Raw genomic sequence first — 25,235 nt, 5'->3', positions numbered from 1 at the left:
CACTCCAGCACATGGGTCAGGCAGTTCGCCGATACGAGCGGGCGAAGTCGCCGGCTCGAACAAGCACCAATTCGAGCTCGGCCCTTGCCGCGCCATAGGCTTCGCGCGTGGCCTCGATCAGCTTTCTCTCATCGTCCGCGCTCGTCAACTCGACGGTCCGGAACGCATCGACAGCGTTGCGCTCATCGAGTTGCTGACATGCCGAGCACAGTCGATGCGCCAGTTTTCTAAGCCCGATGTAGTCATCGGCCCCAGCGGCCCGGTCCATCTTTTCCAGGTCTTCCTCGCTCGCTGTGACGAAGATGCCGACCAGTTCGGCGACGTTGCCGAGGTCGCCACCACATAGCGCCGTCAGGCTCGGATATCGCGCTGCTTCCGCAGGTTTCGCGACGTCGACGGGGCCGGCTGGCGCCGCCAGCGCATCTTCTTGCGGCTCCCGCGACATGACCTTCACCAGCGCATCGCGCAGATCGCCCAGTTGCAGAGGCTTGGAGAGATAGACATCCATCCCCAACGCCAGGCAGCGCTCGGCCTCGCCCTGCAGCGCACTGGCTGTCAACGCGATGATCGGTAGCCTCGGCAGACCCTCTGCAGATTCTCTTTCACGCAATCGCGTGGTCAGCGCATAGCCGTCGAGCCGCGGCATGTGGCAATCCGTCAGCAGCAGTGCGTAATCCGCTTCCGGAGTCATCAGCATTTCCCAGGCTTCCTGGCCGTCGACCGCGCATTCGCACGTGCAGCCGAGCCTCACGAGTTGCCGCGTGATCACCTCCCTATTGATTGGGTGATCCTCCGCCAGCAGCACCTTCAAGCCGAGAGCGCCACCGACGGCGTCATGTTCGACTCTGGCCGCATCGATGACGGGATGAGGCGCCGGGCTGTGCCCTGGCGCGGAGCCTGTGCCGGGTGTCCATGCGCGCAAAGGCAAGGTCACGATGAAGCGACTGCCGACACCGGGCGTGCTTTCGCAGCGGACGTTGCCGCGCATCAACTCCACCAGTTGTTTCACGATTGACAAGCCCAGCCCGGTGCCGCCATAGCGGCGGGTGGTGGCTACTTCGGCCTGCTTGAAGGGCTCGAAGAGCGAACTCGTGAAGAGCGGGTCAATGCCGATGCCGGTGTCTTCCACCGTCATTTCCAGTCGGCCGTTTCGCGTGAGTCGCGCCTGGACGCTCACATTGCCTTGGTGCGTGAACTTCACGGCATTGCCGATCAGGTTGGTCAGCACCTGTCGCAGCCGGACCGAATCGCCCATCACGTACTGCGGAATTCCAGCATCGAGGTGGAATTTCAGGGCGATCGACTTGCGTGTGGTGTCCGCGGTAAAGCTCGTGCATACGTCTTCGATGAGGCGCGTCAGCGAAAGGGGTCGGCTCTCCAACCCCAGCATGCGCGCCTCGATCTTCGAGACATCCAGGATGTCGTTGATGATCCTCAGCAGTGCGACTGACGACTTGCGGCATCCCGTCAGCATGCTTCGCTGGTCGTCCGTGAGCGGCGTCTCCATGACCAGGTCGATCATTCCCAGCACGCCATTGAGAGGCGTGCGCACTTCGTGACTCATCATGGCGAGGAAATGGGTCTTCGCATCCACGGCCGCTCGCGCTTCTTCGGCCTTGGTGATGAGGTTGGCCTTGAGCTCCTCTTCTTCAGTGATGTCTTTTGCGATGCCGGTGAAGTCCATGACGACCGTATCCGACTCGTACCGAAGCGCCAAGCTGCCTCGCACCTCCATCACGCGGATCGTCCCGTTCGGTCTGCAGATGCGGTATTGGTCGCTGTAGACCTCCTGCCCCTTGTCGAACGTGCGCCTCAGTTTGCCGACGACGCTTCGGAGGTCATCAGGATGAACCAGCGCGCCGAGCTTCAGGTATGTGAGCGGGTCATCGTCGGCATGGTCGTCGATCCCCAGGATCTCGCGAATCTTCTGGTCCGCCGTGATGACGGTGGCTCCGAATGCGGGATCGGTCAGATCCGCGTGCTTGGGCAGCGTGGTGAGGGAGCGCCACACACCCAGGCCGCCGATGGTCAACGCCAGTTCGAGGTCGATCCGTGATTGCTCGAGCTCGGCCAGCACGCGCTCCGCCTGCAACTTCGCTGCGTTGAGCTCGAGCTCGCCTCGGCGACGTTCGGTGATGTCGCGGTTGACGCCGATCAGATAATCGAGGCCGCCGCGCCCTTCATCGAGCGAGCCAAAGCCCTCCACCCAGCGCACGTCGCCTGAGTCGTCGATGACCCGGAACTCAAAGGTGGCAACCTCCTTGCGCGTGCGCGCAAGGTCGATGCGGGCCCTGGTCTCCTTCGCGTCCTCCGGATGAAGCCGGGCAAAAACGGAAGCGGCGTCGTGATCGCTCTCCTTCATGCCCAGGATCAACCGGGTGCGCGCGTCGGCGCGCACCTCTCCGGTGGCCATGTTCCATTCCCAAGACCCCATGCTGGCCGCTTCGAGGGCCATGCCGAGGCGCATGTTGGCGTCCTCGAGCTGGCGCTGTATCTGCTTCTCGATCGTGACATCCAGCGAGACGCCGACCAGCCCTCGCAGGGTGCCATGGCGGTCATACACCGGCTGCTTGCGTGACTGGATGCTGTGCACCGTTCCCTGGATGACGATCTCTTCGTCATAGTTGCGGGCCACGCCGGCAGCCATCAGTTCGCGGTCCTGGGCCATGTAGCGTTCCCAGTGCTCTGGGCCGAAGAAATCCCGGTCGGTCTTGCCGATTCCGGCGTTCGAGTCGATGTCGAATGTCCGCTTGAATTCGGTGTTGAACAATTGGTAGCGCAACCGGGTGTCCTTGAAGAACAGCATGTGCGGCACGGCGTCAACGATGGCGCTGAGCTCGTCGTCCCGATCCTGCAGGGAGCGCAGGCGCGCGATCTGCACAGCTGACACGCCGATGATGCACAGCGCAATCAACGCGACCCAGAACCAGTGCAGTTCGATGGCGCTGGATTGTCCGAACAGATAACTTGCCGCGCCGAGAAGGATGGTCAAAACCATCGTGATGGCGCCGCCACGGTCGATCTTTTGGGTAAGGGAAGTGATTGGGGTCGCCATGAGGCCTCCGCGCCGAATGAACGGCATTGACGAGCCGGGAGGGCAGATTCAGGGCGGAAACGCCGTCGTCCGCCAGCTCACCGGGGGGGCATTCTTACCGATGCGCCATCAGCTGGCACCTGATTCGGGTGCCAAAGGAGCCGGTCGTCAGGTTGCTCGCGGCGAGGTAGACTCGATCGCTTTCGCGAACCCGCGACTCACAGAATTACTGGCATCTCCCAGGGGCAGTACATATGGCATCGGTCAACAAAGTCATCCTCGTCGGCAATCTCGGACGAGATCCGGAAACGCGTACCTTCCCGAGCGGCGACCAAGTGTGCAACGCGACCTTGGCCACCACTGACAAGTGGAAGGACAAGCAAAGCGGCGAAATGCGCGAAGCCACCGAGTGGCACCGTCTGGTGTTCAACGGCCGGCTGGCCGAAATCGCGGCCCAGTATTTGCGCAAGGGCTCGCAGATCTACGTCGAAGGGCAGATCCGCACACGCAAATACACCGACAAGGACGGCGTGGAAAAGTACGCCACTGACATCCGCGTCGATCAAATGCAGATGCTCGGCAGCCGCCAGGGACAGGGCGCCCCGTCCGGCGACGACGACGGGGGGGGATATTCGCAAGGGGGGGGGCAAGGCGGCGGCTATTCGCGTCCGCCCGCATCCGCTCCGCGCGCTCCGGCGCCAGCACCGCGCCAGGCGCCCTCGAAGTCATCTTCGGGCTTCGACGACATGGACGACGACATCCCGTTCTGATCGGGCTCGTTCACCTCACCTCACCTCGCATTGAAAAGGGCCGGTTCGCAGTGAACCGGCCCTTTGTCTTTGTGCTTGTCGGCTCGTTGCAGCCGGACGAACTCAACCTTGCGGGATCACGCGTGCGCCGTCGCCGCTGCCCTGGATGTACACGCGCTGCCCGACGCGCAGGCCGGGCGTGACCGGCTGCGTGACCTCGACCAGCACGCCGCTGGCGGTGCGAACGAAGATCTGCTGGCCCTCCAGCGGCCGGTCGTACCTGCGTGCCACTTCGGAGCCCGCCATCGTGCCGCCGATGGCGCCGACCACCATCGCGACGTCGCGCCCGGTGCCGCCGCCGATCAAGCTGCCGACGCCGACGCCCGCGAGGCCACCGAGCACCGCGCCGACACCGGTGTGATGCGAGCTCGGGATCTGCGTGGGCATGATCTGCTCGATCACACCCTGCCGGATCGCCATCGTGTCGGTTTGAGAGCCTGGCGCCGCGCAAGCGGCGAGGACAAGGGTGATCGCAATTGCTGCGAGCCGAGAGAGAAGTCGCGATGTCATTGGAATATCTCCTTCCACAAGAATGAAAAAAGATGATCGCATCAGGTGCGCAATGGGCAATTGAACCAATGTGCATTGGCGCTTGCCCCTTGGGGCAATGAACGCCGATGCCTCACCGTCTCGCGCATCCTTTGTCGACTTGACAAAGATTTGAGGCGCACTGATGCTGAGCCCGCCCTATAGAGCAAGGGGCAAGCACCCAAAGGTGCGCGCACTTCCCACAACAACCAGCAGGTCGCTCGCGACCATCGAGGAGACCCATGGCTGCTGAACAGAAGATGTCCCGCATGCAGCTCACCGCGATGGTGGTCGGTGGGATGGTCGGCGCAGGGATCTTCTCCTTGCCGCGGACTTTTGCGAACGCCACGGGTCCACTCGGTGCCGTCATTGCCTGGCTGATTGCAGGCACGGGCATGTACATGCTGGCGCGCGTGTTCCAGGCATTGGCCGAGCGCAAGCCGGACCTGGACGCTGGTGTCTTTGCCTATGCCAAGGCCGGCTTCGGAGACTACCCCGGCTTTCTGTCCGCCTTCGGCTACTGGATCGGCAGTTGCATCGGCAACGTCTCTTACTGGGTGCTCATCAAGTCCACGCTGGGCGCCTTCTTCCCTGTCTTCGGCGACGGCAACACGGTCGTCGCCATCGTTGTCGCATCGCTGGGCATCTGGCTCTTTCACTTCATGATCCTGAAGGGCGTGCAGCAGGCCGCCTTCATCAACAGCGTTGTCACCGTCGCCAAGATCATCCCCATCATCGTCTTCATCGTCATCCTGATCTTCTCGTTCAAGATGGACCTCTTCAGCGGCAACCTGTATGGCGGCGATCTCACCGGGAGCATCTTCGAGCAGGTGAGAGCGACGATGCTCGTCACGGTCTTCGTCTTCCTGGGTATCGAAGGCGCGAGCGTCTATTCGCGCTACGCCAAGGAGCGCTCCGACGTCGGCAAGGCCACGATCATCGGTTTCATCGGCGTCACCGGGCTCATGGTGCTGGTCACGATGCTGCCTTACGCCGTGCTGCAGCGCGCGGACATTGCCGGGATGCGACAGCCCTCGATGGCTGCCGTGCTCGAGGCAGTGGTCGGTCCTTGGGGTGCGGTGTTCGTCAGTGTCGGGCTCATCGTCTCGGTGCTCGGCGCCTATCTTGCGTGGTCGCTGATCTGTGCCGAAGTGATGTTCACTGCTGCGAAGACAAAAGACATGCCGGCCGTCTTCGCCCGCGAGAACGCCAACAAGGTGCCGGCCAATGCGCTCTGGTTGACCAACATCATCGTGCAGCTTTTCGTCATCAGCACCTACTTCTCGCGCGATGCGTTCGCGCTCATGCTGAACCTCACGAGCGCGATGGCGCTGATTCCGTATCTCTTCGTGGCGGCCTATGGCTTCATGATCTCCAAGCGCGGCGAGAGCTACCAGGTGCGGCCGCAGGAGCGCCGGCGCGATCTCATCATGGCTGGCGTGGCCGTCATCTACACGGTCTTCATGATCTACGCCGGAGGACTCAAGTTCATTGTGCTCTCGGCTGTTCTCTACGCACCCGGGACCATCCTCTACATCTGGGCGCGCCGCGAACAGGGCAAGCAAGTCTTTACCCCCGTGGACTGGATTATTTTCATCGTCGCCGTGCTGGGTGCCATCTACGGCATCTACGGATTGGCGACGGGGCTCATCACCATCTGATTGGAGACACATCATGGCCAAGACAAGTGCAGGCAATGCGAATGCCGCTGAATTCGGCGTCCACTCGGAGGTCGGCCAGCTTCGCAAGGTCATGGTTTGCGCGCCCGGTCTCGCGCACTCGCGCCTGACGCCGAGCAACTGCGACGAGCTCCTCTTCGACGATGTCCTGTGGGTGGAGAACGCCAAGCGCGATCACTTCGATTTCGTGACGAAGATGCGGGACCGCGGCATCGAAGTGGTCGAGATGCACAACCTGCTGGCCGAGACCGTGGCAGTGCCAGAGGGCAAGAAATGGATCCTCGACAACCAGGTGGTGCCCAATCAGGTGGGCCTGGGTTTCGTCGACGAACTGCGCAGCTATCTCGAAGGCCTGGACAACCGCGCATTGGCCGAGACCCTCATTGGAGGCCTCTCCACGCACGACTTTCCCGAAGCCCATGGCGGCGCCGCGCTCAAGGTCGCCAAGGAAGCCGCGGGCGGCACCGAATACCTCCTCCCGCCGCTGCCGAACACGCTCTACACACGCGACACCACTTGCTGGATCTATGGCGGCGTGACGCTCAATCCGCTGTTCTGGCCCGCGCGGCACGAGGAAACCATCCTCACCACGTCCATCTACAAGTTCCACCCCGACTTTGCAGGCAAGGTCAACGTGTGGTGGGGCGACCCGACGCAGGACCATGGCCTCGCCACGCTCGAGGGCGGCGACGTCATGCCCATCGGCAAGGGTGTTGTGCTCATCGGCATGAGCGAGCGGACATCGCGCCAGGCCATCAGCCAGCTTGCCGCCACGCTGTTCAAGAAGGGCGCGGCGCAGCGCGTCATCGTCGCGGCCATGCCGAAGATCCGCGCGGCGATGCACCTGGACACCGTCTTCACCTTTGCCGACCGCGACTGCGTGCTGCTGGCGCCGGACTTCATGAACAAGACCAGCACCTTCTCCTACCATCCCAGCAGTCATCCGAGCGGCGTCGAGCTGCGCAAGGAAAGCAAGTCCTTCGTCGATGTCGTCGCGCAGGCACTGGGGCTGAAGAAGCTGCGGGTGGTGGAGGCCGGCGGCAGCGACTATCAGCGCGAGCGGACCCAGTGGGACAGCGGCGCGAATCTGGTGTGCGCATCTCCCGGCGTGGTCTATGCCTACGACCGCAACACCTACACCAACACGCTGCTGCGCAAGGAGGGCATCGAGGTGATCACTATCGTAGGCGCCGAACTTGGCCGTGGCCGCGGCGGCGGTCACTGCATGACTTGCCCGATCAGCCGCGATCCCGTGGACTACTGACCACGAATCAGGAAGTCGCGCTCGACCGGCATGACCACTTCGAAGGACCAGCAGCTTTCGCTCGGCGCACTGATCGCCCTCGTCGTCGGCTCGATGATCGGCTCGGGCATCTTCGCCCTTCCGTCAGCGTTCGGGAGGTCGACAGGTGTCGCCGGCGCGCTGATCGCGTGGACGATCGCCGGTGCCGGGATGCTCATGCTGGCCTTCGTCTTCCAGACCTTGTCTCGTCGGCGGCCCGACCTCGATGCCGGCATCTACGCCTATGCCAAGGCCGGTTTCGGAAATTACCTGGGCTTCGCTTCCGCAGTGGGCTATTGGATCGGGTGCTGCCTTGCCGACACGGCCTGCCTGATCCTCATCAAGGCAACGCTCGGACAGTTCTTTCCGGCCTTTGGCGATGGAACCACCGTCCTCGCGATCGTCTCCGCCACGGTCGTGCTGTGGGGTGTTCACTTCCTCGTGCTGCGAGGCGTGAAATCGGCGGCGGCGCTGAACACGATTGCGACGGTCGCCAAGATCGTGCCGATCGTCGTCTTCATCGTGGTCGCGATCGTCGGCTTCAGGGCGGACATCTTTGCCTGGAACTTCTTTGGCGGCGAAGAGCGCAGCCTGACAAGCGTCGCCAACCAGGCGCGCAGCACGATGCTGGTCACGGTGTTCGTGTTCGTCGGCATCGAAGGCGCGAGCGTCTATTCACGCTACGCCAAACGGCGCCAGGACGTGGGCCTCGCCACCGTGCTGGGATTCCTGGGCGTGCTGTGCCTGCTGATCCTCGTCACGATCCTTTCATATGGCGTGCTCTTGCGCCCGGACCTTGCCGCGCTGCCCACGCCAGCGATGGCGGGAGTCATGGAAGCATTGGTCGGCTCCTGGGGCCTGATCTTCATCAGCGTAGGCCTGCTGATCTCGATCCTCGGCAACTATCTTGCCTGGTCGCTGCTCGCCGCGGAAGTGCTCCATTCCGCGGCCAAGAACCAGACGATGCCCGCCTTTCTCGCGCGAGAAAACAAGAACCGTGTGCCCGCAGCTGCGCTTTGGCTGTCCAACACAGTCATCCAGGTCTTCCTGCTTGTGACGTGGTTCGCCGAATACGCGTTCACGCTCGCCCTGAAGATGACGAGTTCGATGACGCTGATTCCGTATCTGCTCGTCGCTGCGTATGGACTGAAGCTTGCCTGGACTGGGGAAACCTACGTCGCCGATGGCCGTGGTCATGATCGTGGCCGCACTGGCGATTGGGCGCGCGGCGCGATCGCGACCGTGTACGCCGCCGGAATGATCTACGCCGGCGGATTGAAATTCCTTTTGCTCTCGGCAGTGCTCTATGCGCCGGGGACGCTTCTTTATCTCGTTGCACGGCGTGAACAGAGGGAGCAAATCTTCACGCGGCCCGAGCTGGGCGTTTTTGTGGTCGTGGTCGTTGCCGCCGTCGCGGCGGTCGTCGCGCTTGCTTCGGGCGCGATCGCTGTCTGAGCATCCCTTTTTACTTGGAGAAAGTCACATGACCCGCTACCTCTACATCGCATTGATCGTGATCTTTGTCGGAATCGTGGTGCTCTTCAAGATCCAGAACATGGAGTCGGTGACGGTGTCGCTGTTCTCGATGAGTGTCACGTTGCCGACCTCGGTCATGGTCTTGCTGGTCTACATCCTTGGCATGTTCACCGGGGGCTTCGTCCTCGGCCTGCTGCGGACGTGGACAAACAAGGCGACTTCGCGTACTTACTAGTCTTTCAATCTCAACAACATAGAGGAATTTAAATGAGCAATTTCTGGGACCTGATTCAACTGCTGCTGTCGACCTTTGTCCTCATCGTCTACCTCCTCATTCTTTTTCAGATCATCGGCGACCTGTTTCGCGACTCTGAACTGGGCGGCGGATTCAAGGTGCTGTGGATCATCGGGCTCATCTTCATCCCCGGGCTGACGGCGATCATCTACATCATTGCGCGCGGCAGAGGCATGGCCGAAAGACAACGCGCCAGCCTGCAACGGGCCAAGTCCGACACCGATGCATACATCCGCCAAGTGGCCGGAAAGTCGCCTGCGGAGCAGATCGCGGATGCCAAGGCGCTTCTCGACGCCGGCACCATCAGCCAGGAAGAGTTCGCGCGACTCAAGGCCAAGGCGCTGTCCTGATCCTGGCCCCGCCCGTCGCCCTTCAGAGATAGTCTTCCGGGACCAGCGGCTGCAGGAGCAGTCGCTGCAGACTATTCAGCAGCGAGATGCCGGGCTCATGGTCGACGGCTTGATCGTCGTCCTCGTCGGGCGGCACCCACGCCAGCATGCCTCCCTCCGACTCCCGGCGGATGTGGTAGGCCTCGGCCTTCATGGCGTCCACGATGCGCAGCGCCTGCTTCGCGAGTGCGGGGCTGTCGATGGCGACGCCCAGCTCGGTGTTCTTGCGCGCCGATCGGGGATCGAAGTTCAACGAACCCAGCAGCACCACTTGTTCGTCGACGACCGCCAACTTCGCGTGAAGGCGTCCTTTCGATGAGCCACCAAAACCGAAGATCGGCTTGCTCTCGGCGGTGGTGGTCGCGCTGACCTCATAGAGCTCTATACCGGCCTTGACGATCCGCGGCCGATAGCGCGAATAGCCGAAATACACCAGTGTCGAGTCGGTGGCGGGAAGTGAATTGGTGACGAGCGTCATGTGGACCCCCTTGCTTTCGAGGCTGCCCAGCACCTCCATGCCGCGCTTGCCCGGCACCAGATAGGGCGAGATCAGCACCAGCTCCGTGCGTGCGCCGAGCATCTGGCTCAGCGCTCCGGACATGAGGCTGGTGTTCTCGACGTCGTCGGCGCCCTGCAGTCTCTTCGACGGGAGATCCGCCACCGCATAGGCGAGTCCCGGGACCAGCGTGAGCCGCTGCGCCCGCAGTTCGGTGCTGAGGGGCTCGAGCTCGAGAAGATCCCGGGTCGGAAGATCGATCTCGATGTGCGCCGCACTGGCAGGCAAGAGCTCGCGCAGCAGTGCGTCCCGCGCACCGGCCGGCGGTTGATAGCTTGAAAGATACGCCGCGGGAAAAGACTCTTCGCTGTTCCAGTAGCGATCGAAGAGTATCCCCAACTGCGGCACGACGCGCCCCGCGGCGACGGCGTCCAGGTCAATGAAGTTGGCCACCAGATTGCGGGCAAAGTATTCGTCCGCAATGTTGCGGCCGCCGACCACCGCGAGCGCACCGTCGGCGATCAGCAGCTTGTTGTGCATCCGGTGGTCCAGCCGCCGCAAATCCCCCAGCGAAGTCACGACCCGGCCCGAGAGGTTCGATCGGGCGCAGCAAAAGGGATTGAACAGGCGGATTTCAAGATTCGGAAAGTCCGTGAGCGCCTCGATGAGCTCTTCGGCCTTCGTGGTGTTCAGGTCATCCAGCAACAGCCGCACACGCACGCCTCGGGCTGCCGCATCGCGCAAGGCGCCGAACACTGCCCGGCCCGAGGCGTCGTTCTCCATGATGTAGTACTGAATGTCCAGTGTCCGTGTCGCGCGTTCGATGAGCGCCAATCTGGCGTCCAGCGCATAAGAGCCCAATGGCAACAGGCGGAAGCCCGACTGGGCGTCGGCCGGAAGTTGCGAGGCGGCGAGCTGGGCGAGCGGGCTTTCGGCGGAAGAGACCTGGAGACTGTACGACTCGTGCCGCTCTACGGCGACGGGAAGCGAGCCGCAGGCAGCAAGTGCCAGACCGAGGAAACCCGTCCATATGAAGCGCAGTGACATCCCGCGAGCCTACCCGCTGCCGGGCCAATATCCCTTCGGCATCCGAAACCGGGCAATCCGAGCCAAGATAGCGGCATGGTTCCCTTTTCCATCCTCGATCTTTCCCCCATCACCGAAGGCAGCGACGCCGCCCAGTCCTTTCGCAATTCGCTGAGCCTCGCCCAGCATGGCGAAAAGCTCGGCTACCGCCGCTACTGGCTGGCAGAGCACCATGGCATGCCGGGCATCGCCAGTGCGGCGACGGCGGTGCTGCTCGCCTTCGTCGGCGCCGGCACTTCGACCATCCGGATCGGCGCCGGCGGTGTGATGCTCCCCAACCACTCGCCGCTCGTCATTGCCGAGCAGTTCGGAACGCTGGAGTCGCTTTATCCCGGCCGAATCGACCTCGGGCTTGGCCGGGCGCCCGGCTCGGACCAGCGCACGGCGCAAGCCCTGCGGCGCGATCTCCAGTCCGATGCGGACCGGTTTCCGCAGGACGTCATCGAACTGATGGACTTCATGTCCAAGGAGCCTCGCCAGTCGGTTCGCGCCGTGCCGGGCATGGGCCTGGAGGTGCCGATCTGGATCCTGGGATCGAGCACCTTCGGCGCGCAACTGGCCGCGCACCTGGGGCTTCCGTATGCCTTCGCCTCTCACTTCGCGCCGCAGCAGCTGATGCAGGCGATCCAGATCTATCGGGAGACTTTCAAGCCTTCGGCACAACTTGCCAAGCCTTACGTGATGCTGGGCTTCAACGTCTTCGCGGCCGAGACGGACGAGGAGGCCGCGTTCCGCGCGACATCGTGGCAGCAGGCTTTCGTGAACCTGCGCAGCGGCCGGCCCGGGCGCTTGCCGCCGCCGGTCGCGGGCTATCGTGAGCGTGTCGGCCCGGCGGAAAATGCGCTGCTCGATTCGGTTCTGTCGTGTTCCGCCGTGGGTTCGCGCGACACGGTCCGGGCGCGGCTGCAGGAATTCATCGACCAGACCGGCGCGGATGAACTCATGATCACCTCGCAGGTGTTCGATCATGAAGCGCGGCTGCGGTCGTACGAGATCACTGCCGGACTCCGCGACGAACTTGCTGCGGCTCGCTGAGCCCCTGCGGACGCCGCCTAGCGGCGCTTGCGCTCTTCCTCGTCGACAAGATCCTTCTTGGACAGCTTGCCCACCGCCGTCTTGGGCAACTCGCTTCGAATCTCCATCGCGCCGACCATCTCGTGCTTGCCCAGACGATCCTTGAGGAAGAGCTTGAGTTCGTCCAGCGTGAAGCCTGCCGCGCCTTCCTTCAGCTTGATGAAAGCCTTGGGCGACTGGCCTCGGTATTCGTCAGGAATGCCGATCACGCACGCTTCGGCAACGTCGGGGTGCTCGTACAGCGCTTCCTCGATCACGCGCGGATACACGTTGTAGCCGCCGCACAGCAGCATGTCCTTGGTGCGATCGACGATGTAGAAGAAGCCGTCGGCGTCCATCTTGGCGACATCGCCGCTCTTGAAGTAACCGTCCGGTGTCATCGACGCCGCGGTGGCTGACTCGTTGTTCCAGTAGCCCTTCATCACATTCGGGCCCTTGATGCACAACTCGCCGGGCTGGCCCAGGTCGGCTTCCTTCGATGGATCGTCCAGGCTCATGAGCTTGAGGTGAATCCCCGGCAGCGGCATGCCGCACGAACCCGCCTTGCGCATGCCGCGCGCTGGCGTGAAGGTGCCGGTCGGTGACGTCTCCGTCATGCCCCAGCCCTCGTTGAGATGACAGCCTGTGAGTTCGAAGAAGCGGTGCTCCACTTCGACCGGCAATGGCGCTCCGCCGGAGCCGCAGAACTTCAACGAACGCAGGTCGGTTTCGCGCGCTTTCGGGTGATTGATGATGGCCGTGAACATCGTCGGCACGCCGGGAAACATCGTGATCTTCTTGGCGGCGAGGTCGTGCATCACCGCATCGAGGTCGAAGCGCGTGTGAAGCACCAGCAGTGCGCCCAGGCGGATGCCGAGCATCATGTTCACGCTGAGCGCATAGATGTGAAACAGCGGGAGCACGGCCAGTATGCGTTCGACGCCCTGATCCAGGATCGGCGGATCGCCGCCTGTCGATTCGAGGTATTGCGCGCAGGCCGCCGACAGGTTGGCGTGCGTGAGCATCGCGCCTTTCGGCAGCCCGGTGGTGCCGCCGGTGTACTGCAACACCACGATCTCGTCGTCGACCGAGCGCACCACGTGCGGAACGAAGTGGCCATCGTTGCCCAGGAGTTGCGTGAAAGACATGTGCCGCTCGTCCGTTGGCACTTCGGCCAGTTGGCCGGCACCCTGAAGGTGCGCCCGAACTGCATCGCGGGCGGCGCCGTAGTCCGTGAGACTGCCGACGATCAGCTTCTTGAGACGCGAATTGCCGATCAGGCGCGCCACGTGCGGGTAGAGGGATGCGAGGTCGAGCGTCACGAGAAAGTCCGTACGGCTGTCCTCGACCTTGTGGGCCAGCACGCGCTCCGCATCGAGCGGTGAATAGTTCACCACCGTGCCGCCGACCTTCAGGATCGCGAAGAACGCGATCGGATAGTGCGGCGTGTTCGGCAGGTAGAGCCCCACGTGCACCCCTGGCCCGACGCCAAGCGCTTGCAGGCCCTTGGCCGCGTGATTCACGGCATCTCCGAGTTCCCGATAGCTCATGACCTGGCCCATGAAGTCGATGGCTGGCCGGTCTGCCCATCGTGCAACGGTGTCATCGAGGATCTGTTGCGCGGGGCAGGTGGGAAGCTCGGCATCCCAGCGCATGCCGGTCGGGTAGCACTTTGTCCAAGGCGTAGCGCTGGAGGCGGAAGGAACCATGTTTTTCTCCGGTTGACCTGTCGATTGTGGAAGCCGACCAGCCGCCGGCACGCTTGGGCCTCTCGGTGATTTCCCGGATACGGGCGACGGTTTGCGGGTGCTGGGACAATCCGCACCCATGAAAAAGCAGCGCATCGTGGTGGGCCTGAGCGGCGGAGTCGATTCCGCGGTCACGGCGCACCTGCTGAAAGAGCAGGGCCACGAGGTGGTCGGCATCTTCATGAAGAATTGGGAAGACGACGACGACAGCGAGTACTGCTCGTCGAATGTCGACTTCATCGACGCCGCGAGCGTGGCCGACGTGCTGGGCATCGAGATCGAGCACGTCAACTTTGCCGCCGATTACAAGGACCGCGTCTTCGCTGAATTCCTGCGCGAATACCAGGCCGGCCGCACGCCGAACCCTGACGTGCTGTGCAACGCCGAAATCAAGTTCAAGGCCTTCCTCGACCATGCAATGCGCCTGGGCGCGGAGAAGATCGCCACCGGCCACTACGCCCGGGTGCGGCTCAACGAGGCGACTGGGCGGCACGAACTGCTCAAGGGGCTCGACCCGGCCAAGGACCAGAGCTATTTCTTGCACCGTCTGAACCAGCAGCAGTTGTCAAAGACGCTCTTCCCGGTGGGCGAACTGCGCAAGACCGAAGTGCGGCGCATTGCCGACGAGATCGGCCTGCCCAACGCGAAGAAGAAGGATTCGACCGGCATCTGCTTCATCGGCGAGCGGCCGTTTCGCGAGTTCCTCAACCGGTACATCTCCAAGGAGCCGGGGCCGATCAAGGACGAACGCGGTCGCCGCATTGGAGAGCACCAGGGCTTGAGCTTCTACACGCTCGGCCAGCGGCAGGGCCTAGGTATCGGCGGCATCAAGGAAAAAGGCGCGCAGCGTGGCGCGGGTGAGCATGCACCTTGGTTTGTGGCTCGGAAGGATGTGGAGAGCAACACGCTTTGGGTGGTCCAGGGACATGAGCATCCTTGGCTGTTGTCACCGGCACTTGAAGCGGACGATGCAAGCTGGGTCGCGGGCGACGCGCCTTCAAGCGGGGGTTATGCGGCGAAGGCGCGTTATCGGCAGGCCGATGCCGCGTGCCGGTTGGACGATGGAGCCGATGGTGCGTTTCGGCTGGAGTTCGCCGACCCGCAGTGGGCGGTGACGCCGGGGCAGTCGGCGGTGCTGTATGACGGCGAGGTCTGTTTGGGAGGGGGCGTGATCGCGCGAGCGGGCGGCACTGACCACGCATCGGATCAGGCAGCTCAGATGGCAGCGAAGCTCCAGACAACTCTGTAGGCGCGCGTGTTTCCACGGGCGAGCTGGTGCAACATGCTTCGCGAGCCTGCCGAGCCGCCTCAATGTCCGTTGGGCGCGAGCGAGTTCCAGCAAGCCATCGAGCGTAGTGCCTTCATGCAGGAAAGAGCCCACGTCCGGTCGGCTCGCGAGCTTCTCCAGCGTAGCGCAAGGTCAGAGCCCGTCACGGCCCCGGTGAGCCGGGCCTGACCGAAGCCGGGAAGTGGCACAAAGCTGCAAGACCACCCCTCGGTCCTCTCGCCCGAGGAACCTGTAGTGAGGCCGCTTGAGGACGGCCGCCATCCACTCGCATCTCGCAGCCGCGTCTGTGGCCGGCGAACCTTCCAGGGGGTGCGGGTTCTTGAGCACTGATCGTATGTGCGCAACAGTCCGGATGCTCAATTCGTCCAGCTGAATGACCATCGGTTGATGACCAGCCCCCGCAGTTGTCCGCCGTCTACCGAGGAATGAATCCGGCAGCACCGGGCTCGTCGTCAGTTTGAACGCCTCTTAACGACCGCCTCAGGCTCTCTTGCCGTTGGATAAGGTCGACAACGCTGGCAAGCTTCACGCACTTTGAGATTTGTCTCATTTGCCACCAGATCGACGATTCGTAGACTGATTTTCAAGCTGGGGTGTCTGACCGAGGAACAGTCCAGTTTTAAAGCCTGTACCTGTGAACTCGACTCCCTTCCCTTGGGCCGTAGTTCGAACCATGATGAACTGGAGTGGTCATGAAATCAGAAACAAACGGGCTGAACCATAGGCCAAGTTCACCCGGATGAATCAACTCCTGCGCGACTCTGGATTGTAGCCGTGAGCGTGTTCCGCGAAGAAGCTTTGAGACGTGGCGCTGAATCGCCGTACGGACCGATCGTGCTGGCACGGTCATGGCCGAGCTGGGTCTCGGTGCTCGCTGCAGTCCTGATCGGGTCATCAATCTGTGGCTACTTGATTCTCGGCAGCTACACCAAGCGCTCGACTGCAGTCGGTCTGATCGTGCCCACGCGAGGCACGATCCGCATCTTTCCTGCTGCGCCTGGGATGGTCACGCAAGGCATGTTGAAGAAGGTCAACGAGTACGACGTGGGGAACTGCTTTTCGTCCTGTCAGATGATCGACGCGTGGCAGATGCGTTTGAGAACCAGCGGCTATCCGACAGCCAAGCCACTTCACTCGCACAACGCCGTGAAAGCATTCTGCGAAACATTCGTACGGTGCGACTTCTGCGAGATCAAATTCAAGAGGGATTGCGCACGCGACTACTGACGTTGCAAGACCAGCAGCGGCGCGTTCAACAAGAAATTGAACTGCATGACCGCCGCGTTTCAACAGCAACACGGATTCTGGAACGTCACCGCACTCTTGCAAAGGAGCGTTTTATCTCGGAAGTAGCACTTCAGGACAAAGAAGATCAAGTTGAGACAGTGCGCGTTCAAGTCATTGGCGCTGAGCGACAAAAGGCCGAGCTGGCGAGCACGATCGTCGCTGTCAAAAATGAGCTAAGTCAGTCTGGCGCGCACACGGAAATACAGATTGCAGAACTCGAACGAGATCTGGCGACTCTTGACCAAGAAGCCGCGGAAGCCCACACGCGCGATCGTTTGGCAGTTACCGCTCCGATCGACGGTGTCATCACGGCGATAACCGCGCAGCTCGGCCAGCCATCGGGCAACCAGGCGCTCGCGACACTTCTCCCGGATGGCTTCGAACTCGAGGTTCATCTTTTTGCGCCCTCGCGTGCCATCGGGTTTGTCGAGCCAAATCAGCGGGTAAGGATTCGCTACCAGGCCTACCCCTATCAGAAGTTTGGGCACTACGGTGGCGTCGTGACGGAAGTATCGCGAAGCCCTCTCCAGCCAAGCGAACTGAGTGCTACGGCGCCGCTGGCACTAGTCAGCCAAGAGGGTCTCTACCGCGTCGTCGTGAAGCCTGATTCACAGACGGTGAATGTTTACGGCAAGTCACTGGCACTTACCCCGGGAATGGCTCTTGACGCAGACATTGAACAAGAACGCAGACAGTTGATCGAGTGGATCTTTGAACCATTGTCTGGCTTACAAAAATTGTTTTAACGCACCAGGGAAGGGCTTTACCAATGGTCGATTTTGGGATCTCCGCAGAGGAGTTTATTGCCGACTACTATGAACGAAAACTGTGGATCCGCAGGGGTGCGTTCACTGGTTATCCAGTCAGTTGGAAAGACATCAATACGGCACTTTTCTCATGGGATCCAAGCGACGGCTTGCTTCAGCTCTTCAAGAATGGTCCCGTGCCTGCGGAGCGATACGTGGAGCGGTTCGCCGATCTCTCGCTGCATCGGACAAAGATAGTGAAAGAGGCGTTCTATCTTTACATGCGAGAGGGCGCCACCCTCGTTCTGAATCGTCTGGAGACGAAATTGGAGCCCGTGCACGACCTTGCAATGGAGATTGCGCGTTTCGTGGGCGAAAAAGCCGTTGCGAATGGCTATGCCGCATTCGGAGGCGAGGGTACCTTCGCACGGCACTGGGATACACACGACGTCTTTGCAGTTCAATTGATTGGGCGTAAGCATTGGCGCGTGTTTCCGCCCACATTCGAATTGCCACTGGCTCAACAAAAGAGCAAGCTGCACAAGCAGGAGTGTCCAAGCAGACCCGTATTCGATGGAATTCTGGAGGCAGGAGACATCCTCTACATTCCGCGCGGATGGTGGCATGAGGCCATCCCGCTGCCCGAGGAAGAGACCTTTCACATTGCAGTTGGCGTCCACCCAATGTTTCTCAGGGACTACATTGCTTGGTCATGCTTCAATACACTCCCGACCGCACTCGCGCTTCGACAATCAATAAAAGCTGAGAGCGCGGAAATGCCGGGCATTGTCGCGGCCGCGAAAATCGCAGGCGAACTGATATGCGACGAGGAGAACGTTGCCGCCTACAAGCGAGAGCTTTTTTTCAAGGAACGAGTGGTGTCTCGCTTCTCGCTCGAGACGCTGGGGAGACGTGGGAACTCCGTCGAAAAGATGGGCCAGTTTAGGCTCAACTCTGCCTACAAGACCAAGATGCCTTCAGCCGCTCAACCAGTGGTGAACGGTCAGGTCATTTCAGTTGACAGGAGTAGCGGAGAACATCTCGCCAAACTGTTTTCTCAGCCCGAAACTGCAGTCGAGTCGATATCAGTTTCCGCAGAGCAACAGTCGAAGATCGAGGCGCTCTTTCAGCATCTGACTGCGCACGACATTGTCTCGCCTGTCTTCGACGGCTCTTCATCAACTCCTCGCTCTTCAAAAGAGAAATAGTTTTGTGCTGGTTTTAATCCTTGGTCAAAGCAGCGCCGCCTGTGGAGAGAAATTCGTGTCGAAATATGGATCAATCCAACCTGGAAAATACTGCCAATGAAAATTAGAAATTCAACTTTACTGATCGCGTGCGCGGCGTTTTTGCCTTTTGCGTCTGCCGCAACAGTAGACGAGGAGCAGCAAACGAGTATTGAGGTTTTGATGGATGCAAAAGTTTATACGCGCGGACTCGCAGGATTTGCGGGACATCAGTTTGTGGCAGATATCGAATTTGAACGTATTTTGGCCAAACAAGGCGCGGAAAATGTATTTTTGAACGTCATAAGGTCAAAAAAATCGACTCCCGCCGCTCTGGCTTATGCTTTCTGCGGGTTGAAGAAATTGGAGAGCGACAAGTTGGATCAAATAAAGAAGACGCTCTCTGCAAGCGAGGCAGAGGTTGCGCAAATGCATGGAGACGTCATGAGAAAGGAGGCGCTATCGCGGTTAACGGAATCGATTTACGACAATGGTTGCTAGTTTTTAATTGAGAAGATCTAAATGAGAACTCTGAAAATTGAAGAGATGGAGCTCGTGGGTGGCGGAATGGGATGGTCCGGTAGCGAGACCTCAGATAACGTGATTGATTGTCGAGGGGACGTCTGTGCGCCGTACACGCCACCGGAGATCTGTTACGACGACAGAGATGGCGACGAATGAGCCAATAAACGCTCGATAATTTAATGATCATGGTGACTCTGCGAGAGCAGAGTCATTTTTTTTGTCTTGCGCCGCATAACGGCCTCAACAATTATTTGACGGAGAATATGCCCTCCTACTTACAGTCCACCAGCACTGAATGCGGCCTCGCGTGCCTTGGGTACATTGCTGCTCACCATGGCAGCTCTTACGAAATGTCCGAGCTGCGCGCGAAGTTCGGCATATCGATCCGTGGCACCAGTCTCGGCGAACTTGCCAAGACCGCGGGTGCTCTCGGTTTAGGTGCGCGGCCGCTAAGTCTGGAGCTTGAAGAAATTACCCAGCTGACCGTGCCTTGCATTCTGCATTGGGACTTGAGTCACTTTGTGGTATTGGTTGGTTGCAGGCGTGGAAAGCTTGTCCTACATGATCCTGCGCGGGGCACACGTCGTATCGCACTCGAGCAAGCCAGTTCTCACTTTACTGGGGTGGCGCTTGAACTCACACCCGCGCCTGAATTCAAGCGCATCACGCCTCGCCCAGCCGTTGAGTGGTTTCAACTGGTCGGAAAACTGAAGGGGATGAAGCGGAGCCTTGGACAACTCTTTGTCTTGGCTGCGATTTTACAGACTGTGCTATTAGTAACGCCATTGTTCGCGCAATGGATCATCGACGGCGCGATCGTGTCCGGTGACATCGACCTGCTTGGGCTTTTATTAATCGGGCTGACACTCGCCACTCTCATCAAAGTTGGTCTTGAAGCTGCTCGTGGATGGCTGGGCATCGTGGCCTCGGTTCAGTTCGGCTTGCAGTGGTCTGCGCGAGTCATGGGGCATTTGTTGCATCTTCCGACCCAATGGTTCGAGCTCCGCCACACTGGCGACGTAATGTCTCGATTCCAATCGATGCAAAGCATCCAGCAGACGGTGACGGGGCGCTTGGTTGAGATAGTGCTAGATGGATTGTTCGCTGCAGTGACACTGGTTGTCATGCTGCTCTACAGTGCCAAGCTTGCTGCAGTTGCGGTGGCCGGGGTGCTCATCTATGCTGCGATCCGCATATTGCCCCACGACGCTTTTCACCGCGCCAACGATGAAGTGCTAACGCATGAAGCGAAGGCGCAGTCCCATTTTCTTGAAAGCTTGCGCGGTATCCAGACCATCAAGATTGCAGGTCTGCAGGAGCAGCGTGCGGCGCGTTGGCTGAACTTCGTCGTTCAAGCTACAAACCGTCGCACAAGCACGCAGAAGATGACCCTGGCCTTCGGTGCGGGTTACGGCCTTGTTTTTGGCATGAGTAGCATGGCCGTGCTCGGGTTGGGCGCGTCGCTCGCCATCAGCGGCACGCTCACGGTAGGGATGCTGATGGCGTTCATCGCCTACAAGGATGAATTTTCAGCGCGCTCGCAGCGGCTCATCGACAACCTGATGGCGCTGCGGATGCTCAGGCTGCACGCGGAGCGCTTGTCCGACATCGTGTTGACTGAGCGTGAAGCGTTGGGGCACTACGCGCCCACAGCGGCTACCGAATCGGACACCAAACCCGAGCCACCGACCGTCGCCCTTGACGATGTCAGCTTTCGCTATGGCAGCGGCGCACCGTGGGTGCTCCGCCATGTCAGCTTGGAAATCAAGTCTGGCGAGCACGTAGCTATTGTCGGCGCAACAGGATGTGGGAAGACTACCCTGGCCAAGATTGTGCTTGGCTTGCTAGAGCCGACCGAGGGAGTGGTACGAGTGAATGGCACGCCGCTCAACCACATAGGGCTCGGCAACTGGCGCCGACAGGTTGCTGCAGTGATGCAGGACGATCAGTTGTTCTCCGCCACTCTTCAGGAAAATATTGCCGCCTTCGACGACTCTATCGATTTGCAAAGAGTGAGCGGGGCGGCCGGGCTGGCCGCGATACATGCGGAGATTCTCGCGATGCCGATGGGATACTTCACTCTCAACGGCGATATGGGCAGCAGTCTTTCGGGTGGTCAGAAACAACGCATCCTACTGGCCCGCGCCTTGTATCGACAGCCCAGCGTCTTGATTCTTGACGAAGCGACCAGCCACCTTGATGTGACCAAGGAAAGGGAAGTGAACGAGGCTATCCGTAGCCTGCCAATGACGCGTCTTGCGATCGCTCATAGGCCCGAGACGATAGCCATGGCGGATCGAGTCATTGAGTTGAGGGTCTCCGGGTCGATTTGAGCCTGCGATCAATTGCAAGTCGTACGGCCTTTGCCGAAGCGAGATGATTGAACCGATTCGTCGACGTGGATCAGCTCGACCGGATATCGCCTCCCCGCCAGATAATCCTCCACGCACTGCAAGAGCAAGGGGCTCCGATGGCGCTCCTTGCTGGCCCGGATTTCATCCGCCGTCATCCACAGCGTACGCACGATTCCCTCGTCAAGCGCGCGCTCCGGCTCGAACGCGCCCAGCGTGCCGGCGAAGGCGAAGCGCATGTAGGTGATGTCCTCCTTGCGCACCGTCCGGGCCATGTAGATCCCGATCAGCGCCGTCGGTGTGAAGTGATGCGCGGTCTCTTCCAGCGTTTCGCGCGCGCATCCCTCGGCGGGTGATTCGCCAGGATCCAAATGGCCGGCCGGCGTGTTGAGCATGAGCCCGTCGGAGGTCTCTTCCTCGACCAGCAGAAAGCGTCCGTCCTGCTCGATCACTGCCGCAACCGTGACGTTGGGCTTCCAGCGAATTGCCATGTTCATTGCTCCTGAGTAGCCGCGGGTGCCAGCGCCTCCACCTCGGCCATCGTCGGCTTCGGCAGCACCAGGGTGACGGTGCAGCCCGTACCGGCGGCGCTGTCGATCTCCACGGTTCCGCCGTGGCGGTGCACGACGGTGCGCACCAGCAGCAGCCCGAGCCCGACGCCATGCACTTCCGGATGGCCTTCGTGGTGCAAGCGGTGGAAGGGCTGAAACAGCTGCGACTGTAGCTCGACGGCGATGCCGGGGCCCTCGTCTTGAAACGCAATGCGCCAGTGCCGTTCGTCCTCGCGGATGCTGCATTCAAGAGCGGCGCCTTGTGGAGAAAACTTGAGGGCGTTGCTCAGCACATTGGCAAATGCGCGGTTGAGCAGGTTGCGATCCGCAATGCAAAGCGCTTCTTCGGACCGGGTGACCAGCAGCACATCGACCTGCTGACGCTGCGCGCGCGCCCAGGCGTTGTCGATCGCCTGCCGCAGCAAGTCGATCAGGTCGAGCACCTCGGTGTGAAACGGTTCGGCTTCCGCGCGCGCGAGGTTGACGAATCCGTCGGCCAGTTCGAGTCCTGTCTGCGCGTGGCGCTCGATGCTCTCCAGCAGCGATGCTTGGGTGAACGCTTCGGGCCGCTCACGCGCCAGTTCGACGATGGTGAGGATCGCCGCGCTGGGTTCGCGCGCGTCATGCGAGATGAAGCGCAACGCCTCGTCGCGCTGGCTCTGCGCGCTCCTCATCTCCGAGATGTCGACCAGCGCAATCATCCAACCGGCATGCGCGCCGGCCGCGTTGAAGAATGGCACGCAGCGAAGCAGAAGCACGCGGCCCTGCGGATCCACGCTCTCGCCCACGATGGGATGCAGCTCGCGGCTGAGAGCGCCAAGCGGCATCATCGGCGCGCCCGTGGTGCGTCTGCGAATCTCGGCCAACAGGACGTGCACATCCTGCCCGATCATTTCTGCCAGGCTGCGCTGCCAGTAGCCCAACGCCGCGCCATTGGCGAGGACGACTCGGCCTGCGGTGTCCAGCGTCATGGTTGCATCGGGCAAGTGATCGAGGCCGTCGCGCACGAAGCGATGCATGTCGCGCATGTGATCGATCGCCGTTTGTGTCGCGACCATCTGGCGATCGAGAAAATCGCCCGCAGGTCGCCGCGCTGGCTCCAGGGCCCTTTGGCCGAGTTCGCGCGTCAATTCCTCAGTGCCCTTACGCAGGTAGCTGAAGGCCGCCGAAAGCCGCATCAGGCTCCACAGCGGATACAGCAGCAGCAAGCCGGTCACGCCAGCCGCCGGAGCGAACAGCACGCCCACCGATGGACGAGCGAGGTGAATGGCAAGCTGGAACAGCAGCATGGCGCCGACCAGCGCGATGACGCCAGCCGGCCTCAGCCACAGGACGCCGAGGAGCGCCACCGCCAGCGGCACGAGGTTGAAGAGCAAGTTCTGCCAAGGCTCGGCGACCGTGACATGCCGCCCGGAGATCAGGGTCTGCAGAACGTTCGCATAGATCTCGATCCCGGACATGAGGCCGGGCACGTCAGGCGCGACGTTGGCATGCAGATCTCCCAGCCCCGGTGCGGTCGGGCCGACGAGCACGTAGCGGTCGCGGAACACGTCGGGCGGCACGTTGCCGTTCAGGACTTCGATGTAGGAGACGGTCTTGAAGCGGTCCGCGCCACGCGAGAAGACGATTCTCTCCGGATTGGTGCGCAGCCAACTTCGTGGGTAGGCGTCGGCCCCAACCGGCGTGGGCTCCGTCGGCAGCGTGATTCGACCTTCCGCCGCATCGCGCAGCGCCAATGCGAAGTGCGGCCGCAGGCTTCCCGCGAAGCCCTCGTGCAGATAGACACTCCGCGCGATGCCGTCCCTGTCGAAGGCAAGCCGGCTATGGCCGATAGCGTCGGCGGCATCGGCCAGTTCGGGTGCCGGCAGGAGTTCCTGCACATCCCGGGCGCCCAGCGTACGGATCCGCATCGGCAGCACGATACAGCCGCTGTCGCTCATTGCTCGCGCCAATGCTGCGTCATCTTCCGGATGGCTCAGATCGCGCTCTACGAGCGGCAGGTTCAGCCCGACGCATCGCGGCGAATGAACGGCGATTTGCCGCAGCAGTTCAGCGTGCACCGATCGTCGCCAGGGCCAATGGCCGATTGCGGCGAGGCTCTCTTCGTCGATGGCCACCATGACGATGTCTTGCGATGGTGGTGAAGCCAACGCGGCGCGCGCGCTGTCTTGCAAGACCCGGTCGATGCGCGGCATGGGCCGGGTCATGCTGAGCAAAGTGACCAGCGAGAGCAGTCCCGCAGCGAGCAACAACCAGGATCCTCTGCGCCGGATCCAGTGCCTCATGTCCGGTGCTTCATGAATAGAGCGGCCGAAGCGCCTGGTCCTCGATGGCTTCGAGCCGGTAGCCCAGCCTGTACACCGCCGACAGCAGGAAGCCGTTGGACGGGACAAGGTTGAGCTTCATGCGCAGGCGCGAGATGTGCGTGTCGAGCGAACGGGAGGGCGTGTCGATGCCTTCTCCCCAGACGGCCTCGCGCAGATGTTCGCGCGACAGCAAGCGGCCCATGTTCTGGAACAGAAAGACGGCAAGCTCGTATTCGCGGTAGCTGAGTTCGATGGGCTGTCCACGGACGCGGAGCGCGCGCGTTGCGAGCGTGAACTGGTAGTCGCCGAAGACGAGGTCTGCTTCAAATCGGGCGGGGTATGAGCGGCGCAGCAGAGCGCGAACGCGCGCTTGCAGTTCTGCGAGCCGGATCGGCTTGACCATGAAGTCATCGGCGCCGGCAGCCAGTCCTTCGACCATGTCCTGCTCTTCGCGCCGATTTGTCACGAAAAGAATGGGAAGCCGGCTGTTGAGTTCGCCGCGGATCCTGTGGACGATGCTGGGGCCCTGCACGTCCGGAAGGCTCCAGTCGAGGATCAACAAGTCGTAGGTCTGCTGGCGGAGATCCCGCAGCAACGCCTTGCCTTCGCTGAAGGTGTGGCATTCGTGGCCGATGTTTTCCATCGTGTGCCGGATGAGTTCGAGCTGGCTCGCCTCGTCATCAAGCGCTGCAATTCGCATGGTCCATTCCCTGTATCTCGTTATGTCCCGCGCCAAGAATCTCTGTCTCGGTCGTGGGCGGCCCAAGTGTACCTATCGAGGTCGCTGCGTATGCTGAATCTGCTATTGAATTGGTAGCGCGACGCATAGAGCCGGCGTGTCATGGGTCCTTTCCGGTGGCGCGCAGCGGACACCGCGCGGGCCGGTTCTTCATGTAAGCTCTGGCGCCAATTCCCAAGCTACCCCGAGGAGACCTCCATGCTGATAGGCGTGCCGGCCGAAACTGTGCCAGGCGAGACCAGAGTGGCCGTGACTGCGGAGACCGCCAAGAAGCTGGTTGCGCAGGGCCACACCGTGCGAGTGCAATCGGGTGCGGGGGTGGCGGCGAGCCTGACCGACAG

Annotated in this window: 20 protein-coding genes and 1 pseudogene; 14 read left to right on the top strand and 7 right to left on the bottom strand. The window is 61.4% G+C overall.

The genetic code is table 11. From position 1 onward, the window contains the following. Window positions 1-16: 16 nt before the first annotated feature. Complete coding sequence (locus AC1DMA_RS14785) at window positions 17-3,055, bottom strand: PAS domain-containing hybrid sensor histidine kinase/response regulator (RefSeq protein WP_478144672.1); 3,039 nt, start codon at window positions 3,053-3,055, stop codon at window positions 17-19. A gap of 233 nt (window positions 3,056-3,288) precedes the next feature. Here AC1DMA_RS14785 and ssb point away from each other — a divergent pair, with 233 nt between their 5' ends. Then, window positions 3,289-3,804, top strand: coding sequence for a single-stranded DNA-binding protein (gene ssb / locus AC1DMA_RS14780; protein WP_478127396.1), 516 nt, complete (start codon window positions 3,289-3,291; stop codon window positions 3,802-3,804). A gap of 102 nt (window positions 3,805-3,906) precedes the next feature. On the opposite strand, the gene AC1DMA_RS14775 is transcribed toward ssb, so the two are convergent. After that, complete coding sequence (locus AC1DMA_RS14775) at window positions 3,907-4,353, bottom strand: outer membrane lipoprotein (protein ID WP_478127395.1); 447 nt, start codon at window positions 4,351-4,353, stop codon at window positions 3,907-3,909. Between the two features lie 260 nt (window positions 4,354-4,613). On the opposite strand from AC1DMA_RS14775, the gene AC1DMA_RS14770 reads away from it, so the two are divergent. The 5 genes from AC1DMA_RS14770 to AC1DMA_RS14750 are packed head-to-tail and all read left to right on the top strand — an operon-like array spanning window position 4,614 to window position 9,453. Beyond that, complete coding sequence (locus tag AC1DMA_RS14770; protein ID WP_478144671.1) at window positions 4,614-6,032, top strand: basic amino acid/polyamine antiporter; 1,419 nt, start codon at window positions 4,614-4,616, stop codon at window positions 6,030-6,032. A 13-nt stretch (window positions 6,033-6,045) separates the two neighbouring features. Then, window positions 6,046-7,314 carry an arginine deiminase gene (gene arcA / locus AC1DMA_RS14765; protein WP_478144670.1) on the top strand — a complete coding sequence of 423 codons (1,269 nt, stop codon included), beginning with the start codon at window positions 6,046-6,048 and terminating at the stop codon, window positions 7,312-7,314. 30 nt (window positions 7,315-7,344) lie between these two features. After that, the gene (locus tag AC1DMA_RS14760) at window positions 7,345-8,787 is read left to right on the top strand and encodes a basic amino acid/polyamine antiporter (protein ID WP_478144669.1); all 1,443 of its coding nucleotides are present in this window, start codon (window positions 7,345-7,347) and stop codon (window positions 8,785-8,787) included. Window positions 8,788-8,815: 28 nt separating this feature from the next. After that, window positions 8,816-9,043, top strand: coding sequence for a LapA family protein (locus AC1DMA_RS14755; protein ID WP_478144668.1), 228 nt, complete (start codon window positions 8,816-8,818; stop codon window positions 9,041-9,043). A 32-nt stretch (window positions 9,044-9,075) separates the two neighbouring features. After that, a complete protein-coding gene (locus tag AC1DMA_RS14750; RefSeq protein ID WP_478144667.1) occupies window positions 9,076-9,453 on the top strand; it encodes an SHOCT domain-containing protein in 378 nt (125 codons plus the stop codon). A gap of 22 nt (window positions 9,454-9,475) precedes the next feature. On the opposite strand, the gene AC1DMA_RS14745 is transcribed toward AC1DMA_RS14750, so the two are convergent. Further along, window positions 9,476-11,035, bottom strand: a complete 1,560-nt coding sequence (locus AC1DMA_RS14745) for a phospholipase D family protein (protein ID WP_478144666.1) — start codon at window positions 11,033-11,035, stop codon at window positions 9,476-9,478. Between the two features lie 75 nt (window positions 11,036-11,110). Here AC1DMA_RS14745 and AC1DMA_RS14740 point away from each other — a divergent pair, with 75 nt between their 5' ends. Next, complete coding sequence (locus tag AC1DMA_RS14740) at window positions 11,111-12,109, top strand: LLM class flavin-dependent oxidoreductase (protein ID WP_478144665.1); 999 nt, start codon at window positions 11,111-11,113, stop codon at window positions 12,107-12,109. Window positions 12,110-12,126: 17 nt separating this feature from the next. Here AC1DMA_RS14740 and AC1DMA_RS14735 read toward each other — a convergent pair whose 3' ends face one another. Further along, window positions 12,127-13,836 carry a long-chain-fatty-acid--CoA ligase gene (locus AC1DMA_RS14735; RefSeq protein ID WP_478144664.1) on the bottom strand — a complete coding sequence of 570 codons (1,710 nt, stop codon included), beginning with the start codon at window positions 13,834-13,836 and terminating at the stop codon, window positions 12,127-12,129. 118 nt (window positions 13,837-13,954) lie between these two features. Between AC1DMA_RS14735 and mnmA the strand changes: the two genes are divergently transcribed. The 6 genes from mnmA to AC1DMA_RS14705 all read left to right on the top strand — a co-directional run bounded on the left by mnmA (window position 13,955) and on the right by AC1DMA_RS14705 (window position 21,280). Continuing rightward, window positions 13,955-15,124 (top strand): tRNA 2-thiouridine(34) synthase MnmA, encoded by a 1,170-nt coding sequence (gene mnmA, locus AC1DMA_RS14730; RefSeq protein ID WP_478144663.1) that lies wholly within the window; start codon window positions 13,955-13,957, stop codon window positions 15,122-15,124. Window positions 15,125-15,937: 813 nt separating this feature from the next. Continuing rightward, complete coding sequence (locus tag AC1DMA_RS14725) at window positions 15,938-16,390, top strand: hypothetical protein (RefSeq protein ID WP_478144662.1); 453 nt, start codon at window positions 15,938-15,940, stop codon at window positions 16,388-16,390. A 2-nt stretch (window positions 16,391-16,392) separates the two neighbouring features. Then, a complete protein-coding gene (locus AC1DMA_RS14720) occupies window positions 16,393-17,196 on the top strand; it encodes an HlyD family secretion protein (RefSeq protein ID WP_478144661.1) in 804 nt (267 codons plus the stop codon). 23 nt (window positions 17,197-17,219) lie between these two features. Then, window positions 17,220-18,404, top strand: coding sequence for a cupin domain-containing protein (locus tag AC1DMA_RS14715; protein WP_478127384.1), 1,185 nt, complete (start codon window positions 17,220-17,222; stop codon window positions 18,402-18,404). 96 nt (window positions 18,405-18,500) lie between these two features. Further along, entirely contained in the window at window positions 18,501-18,923 is a 423-nt protein-coding gene (locus tag AC1DMA_RS14710) for a hypothetical protein (protein ID WP_478127383.1), read from the top strand. Window positions 18,924-19,126: 203 nt separating this feature from the next. Next, the gene (locus AC1DMA_RS14705) at window positions 19,127-21,280 is read left to right on the top strand and encodes a peptidase domain-containing ABC transporter (protein ID WP_478144660.1); all 2,154 of its coding nucleotides are present in this window, start codon (window positions 19,127-19,129) and stop codon (window positions 21,278-21,280) included. Between the two features lie 8 nt (window positions 21,281-21,288). On the opposite strand, the gene AC1DMA_RS14700 is transcribed toward AC1DMA_RS14705, so the two are convergent. The 3 genes from AC1DMA_RS14700 to AC1DMA_RS14690 are packed head-to-tail and all read right to left on the bottom strand — an operon-like array spanning window position 21,289 to window position 24,855. Then, on the bottom strand, window positions 21,289-21,789 hold the full coding sequence (locus AC1DMA_RS14700) for an NUDIX hydrolase (RefSeq protein ID WP_478127381.1): 501 nt from the start codon (window positions 21,787-21,789) through the stop codon (window positions 21,289-21,291). Between the two features lie 2 nt (window positions 21,790-21,791). Next, window positions 21,792-24,134, bottom strand: a complete 2,343-nt coding sequence (locus tag AC1DMA_RS14695; protein WP_478127380.1) for a CHASE2 domain-containing protein — start codon at window positions 24,132-24,134, stop codon at window positions 21,792-21,794. Between the two features lie 10 nt (window positions 24,135-24,144). Beyond that, window positions 24,145-24,855 carry a response regulator transcription factor gene (locus tag AC1DMA_RS14690; RefSeq protein WP_478127379.1) on the bottom strand — a complete coding sequence of 237 codons (711 nt, stop codon included), beginning with the start codon at window positions 24,853-24,855 and terminating at the stop codon, window positions 24,145-24,147. 237 nt (window positions 24,856-25,092) lie between these two features. On the opposite strand from AC1DMA_RS14690, the pseudogene AC1DMA_RS14685 reads away from it, so the two are divergent. Then, window positions 25,093-25,235: pseudogene (locus AC1DMA_RS14685) on the top strand (NAD(P)(+) transhydrogenase (Re/Si-specific) subunit alpha); the annotation flags it as partial.

Source organism: Variovorax sp. 05N34 (genome assembly GCF_056397405.1).
Note: the sequence above shows the minus strand (reverse complement) of the source record. Positions and strands in the feature narration are given on the sequence as shown.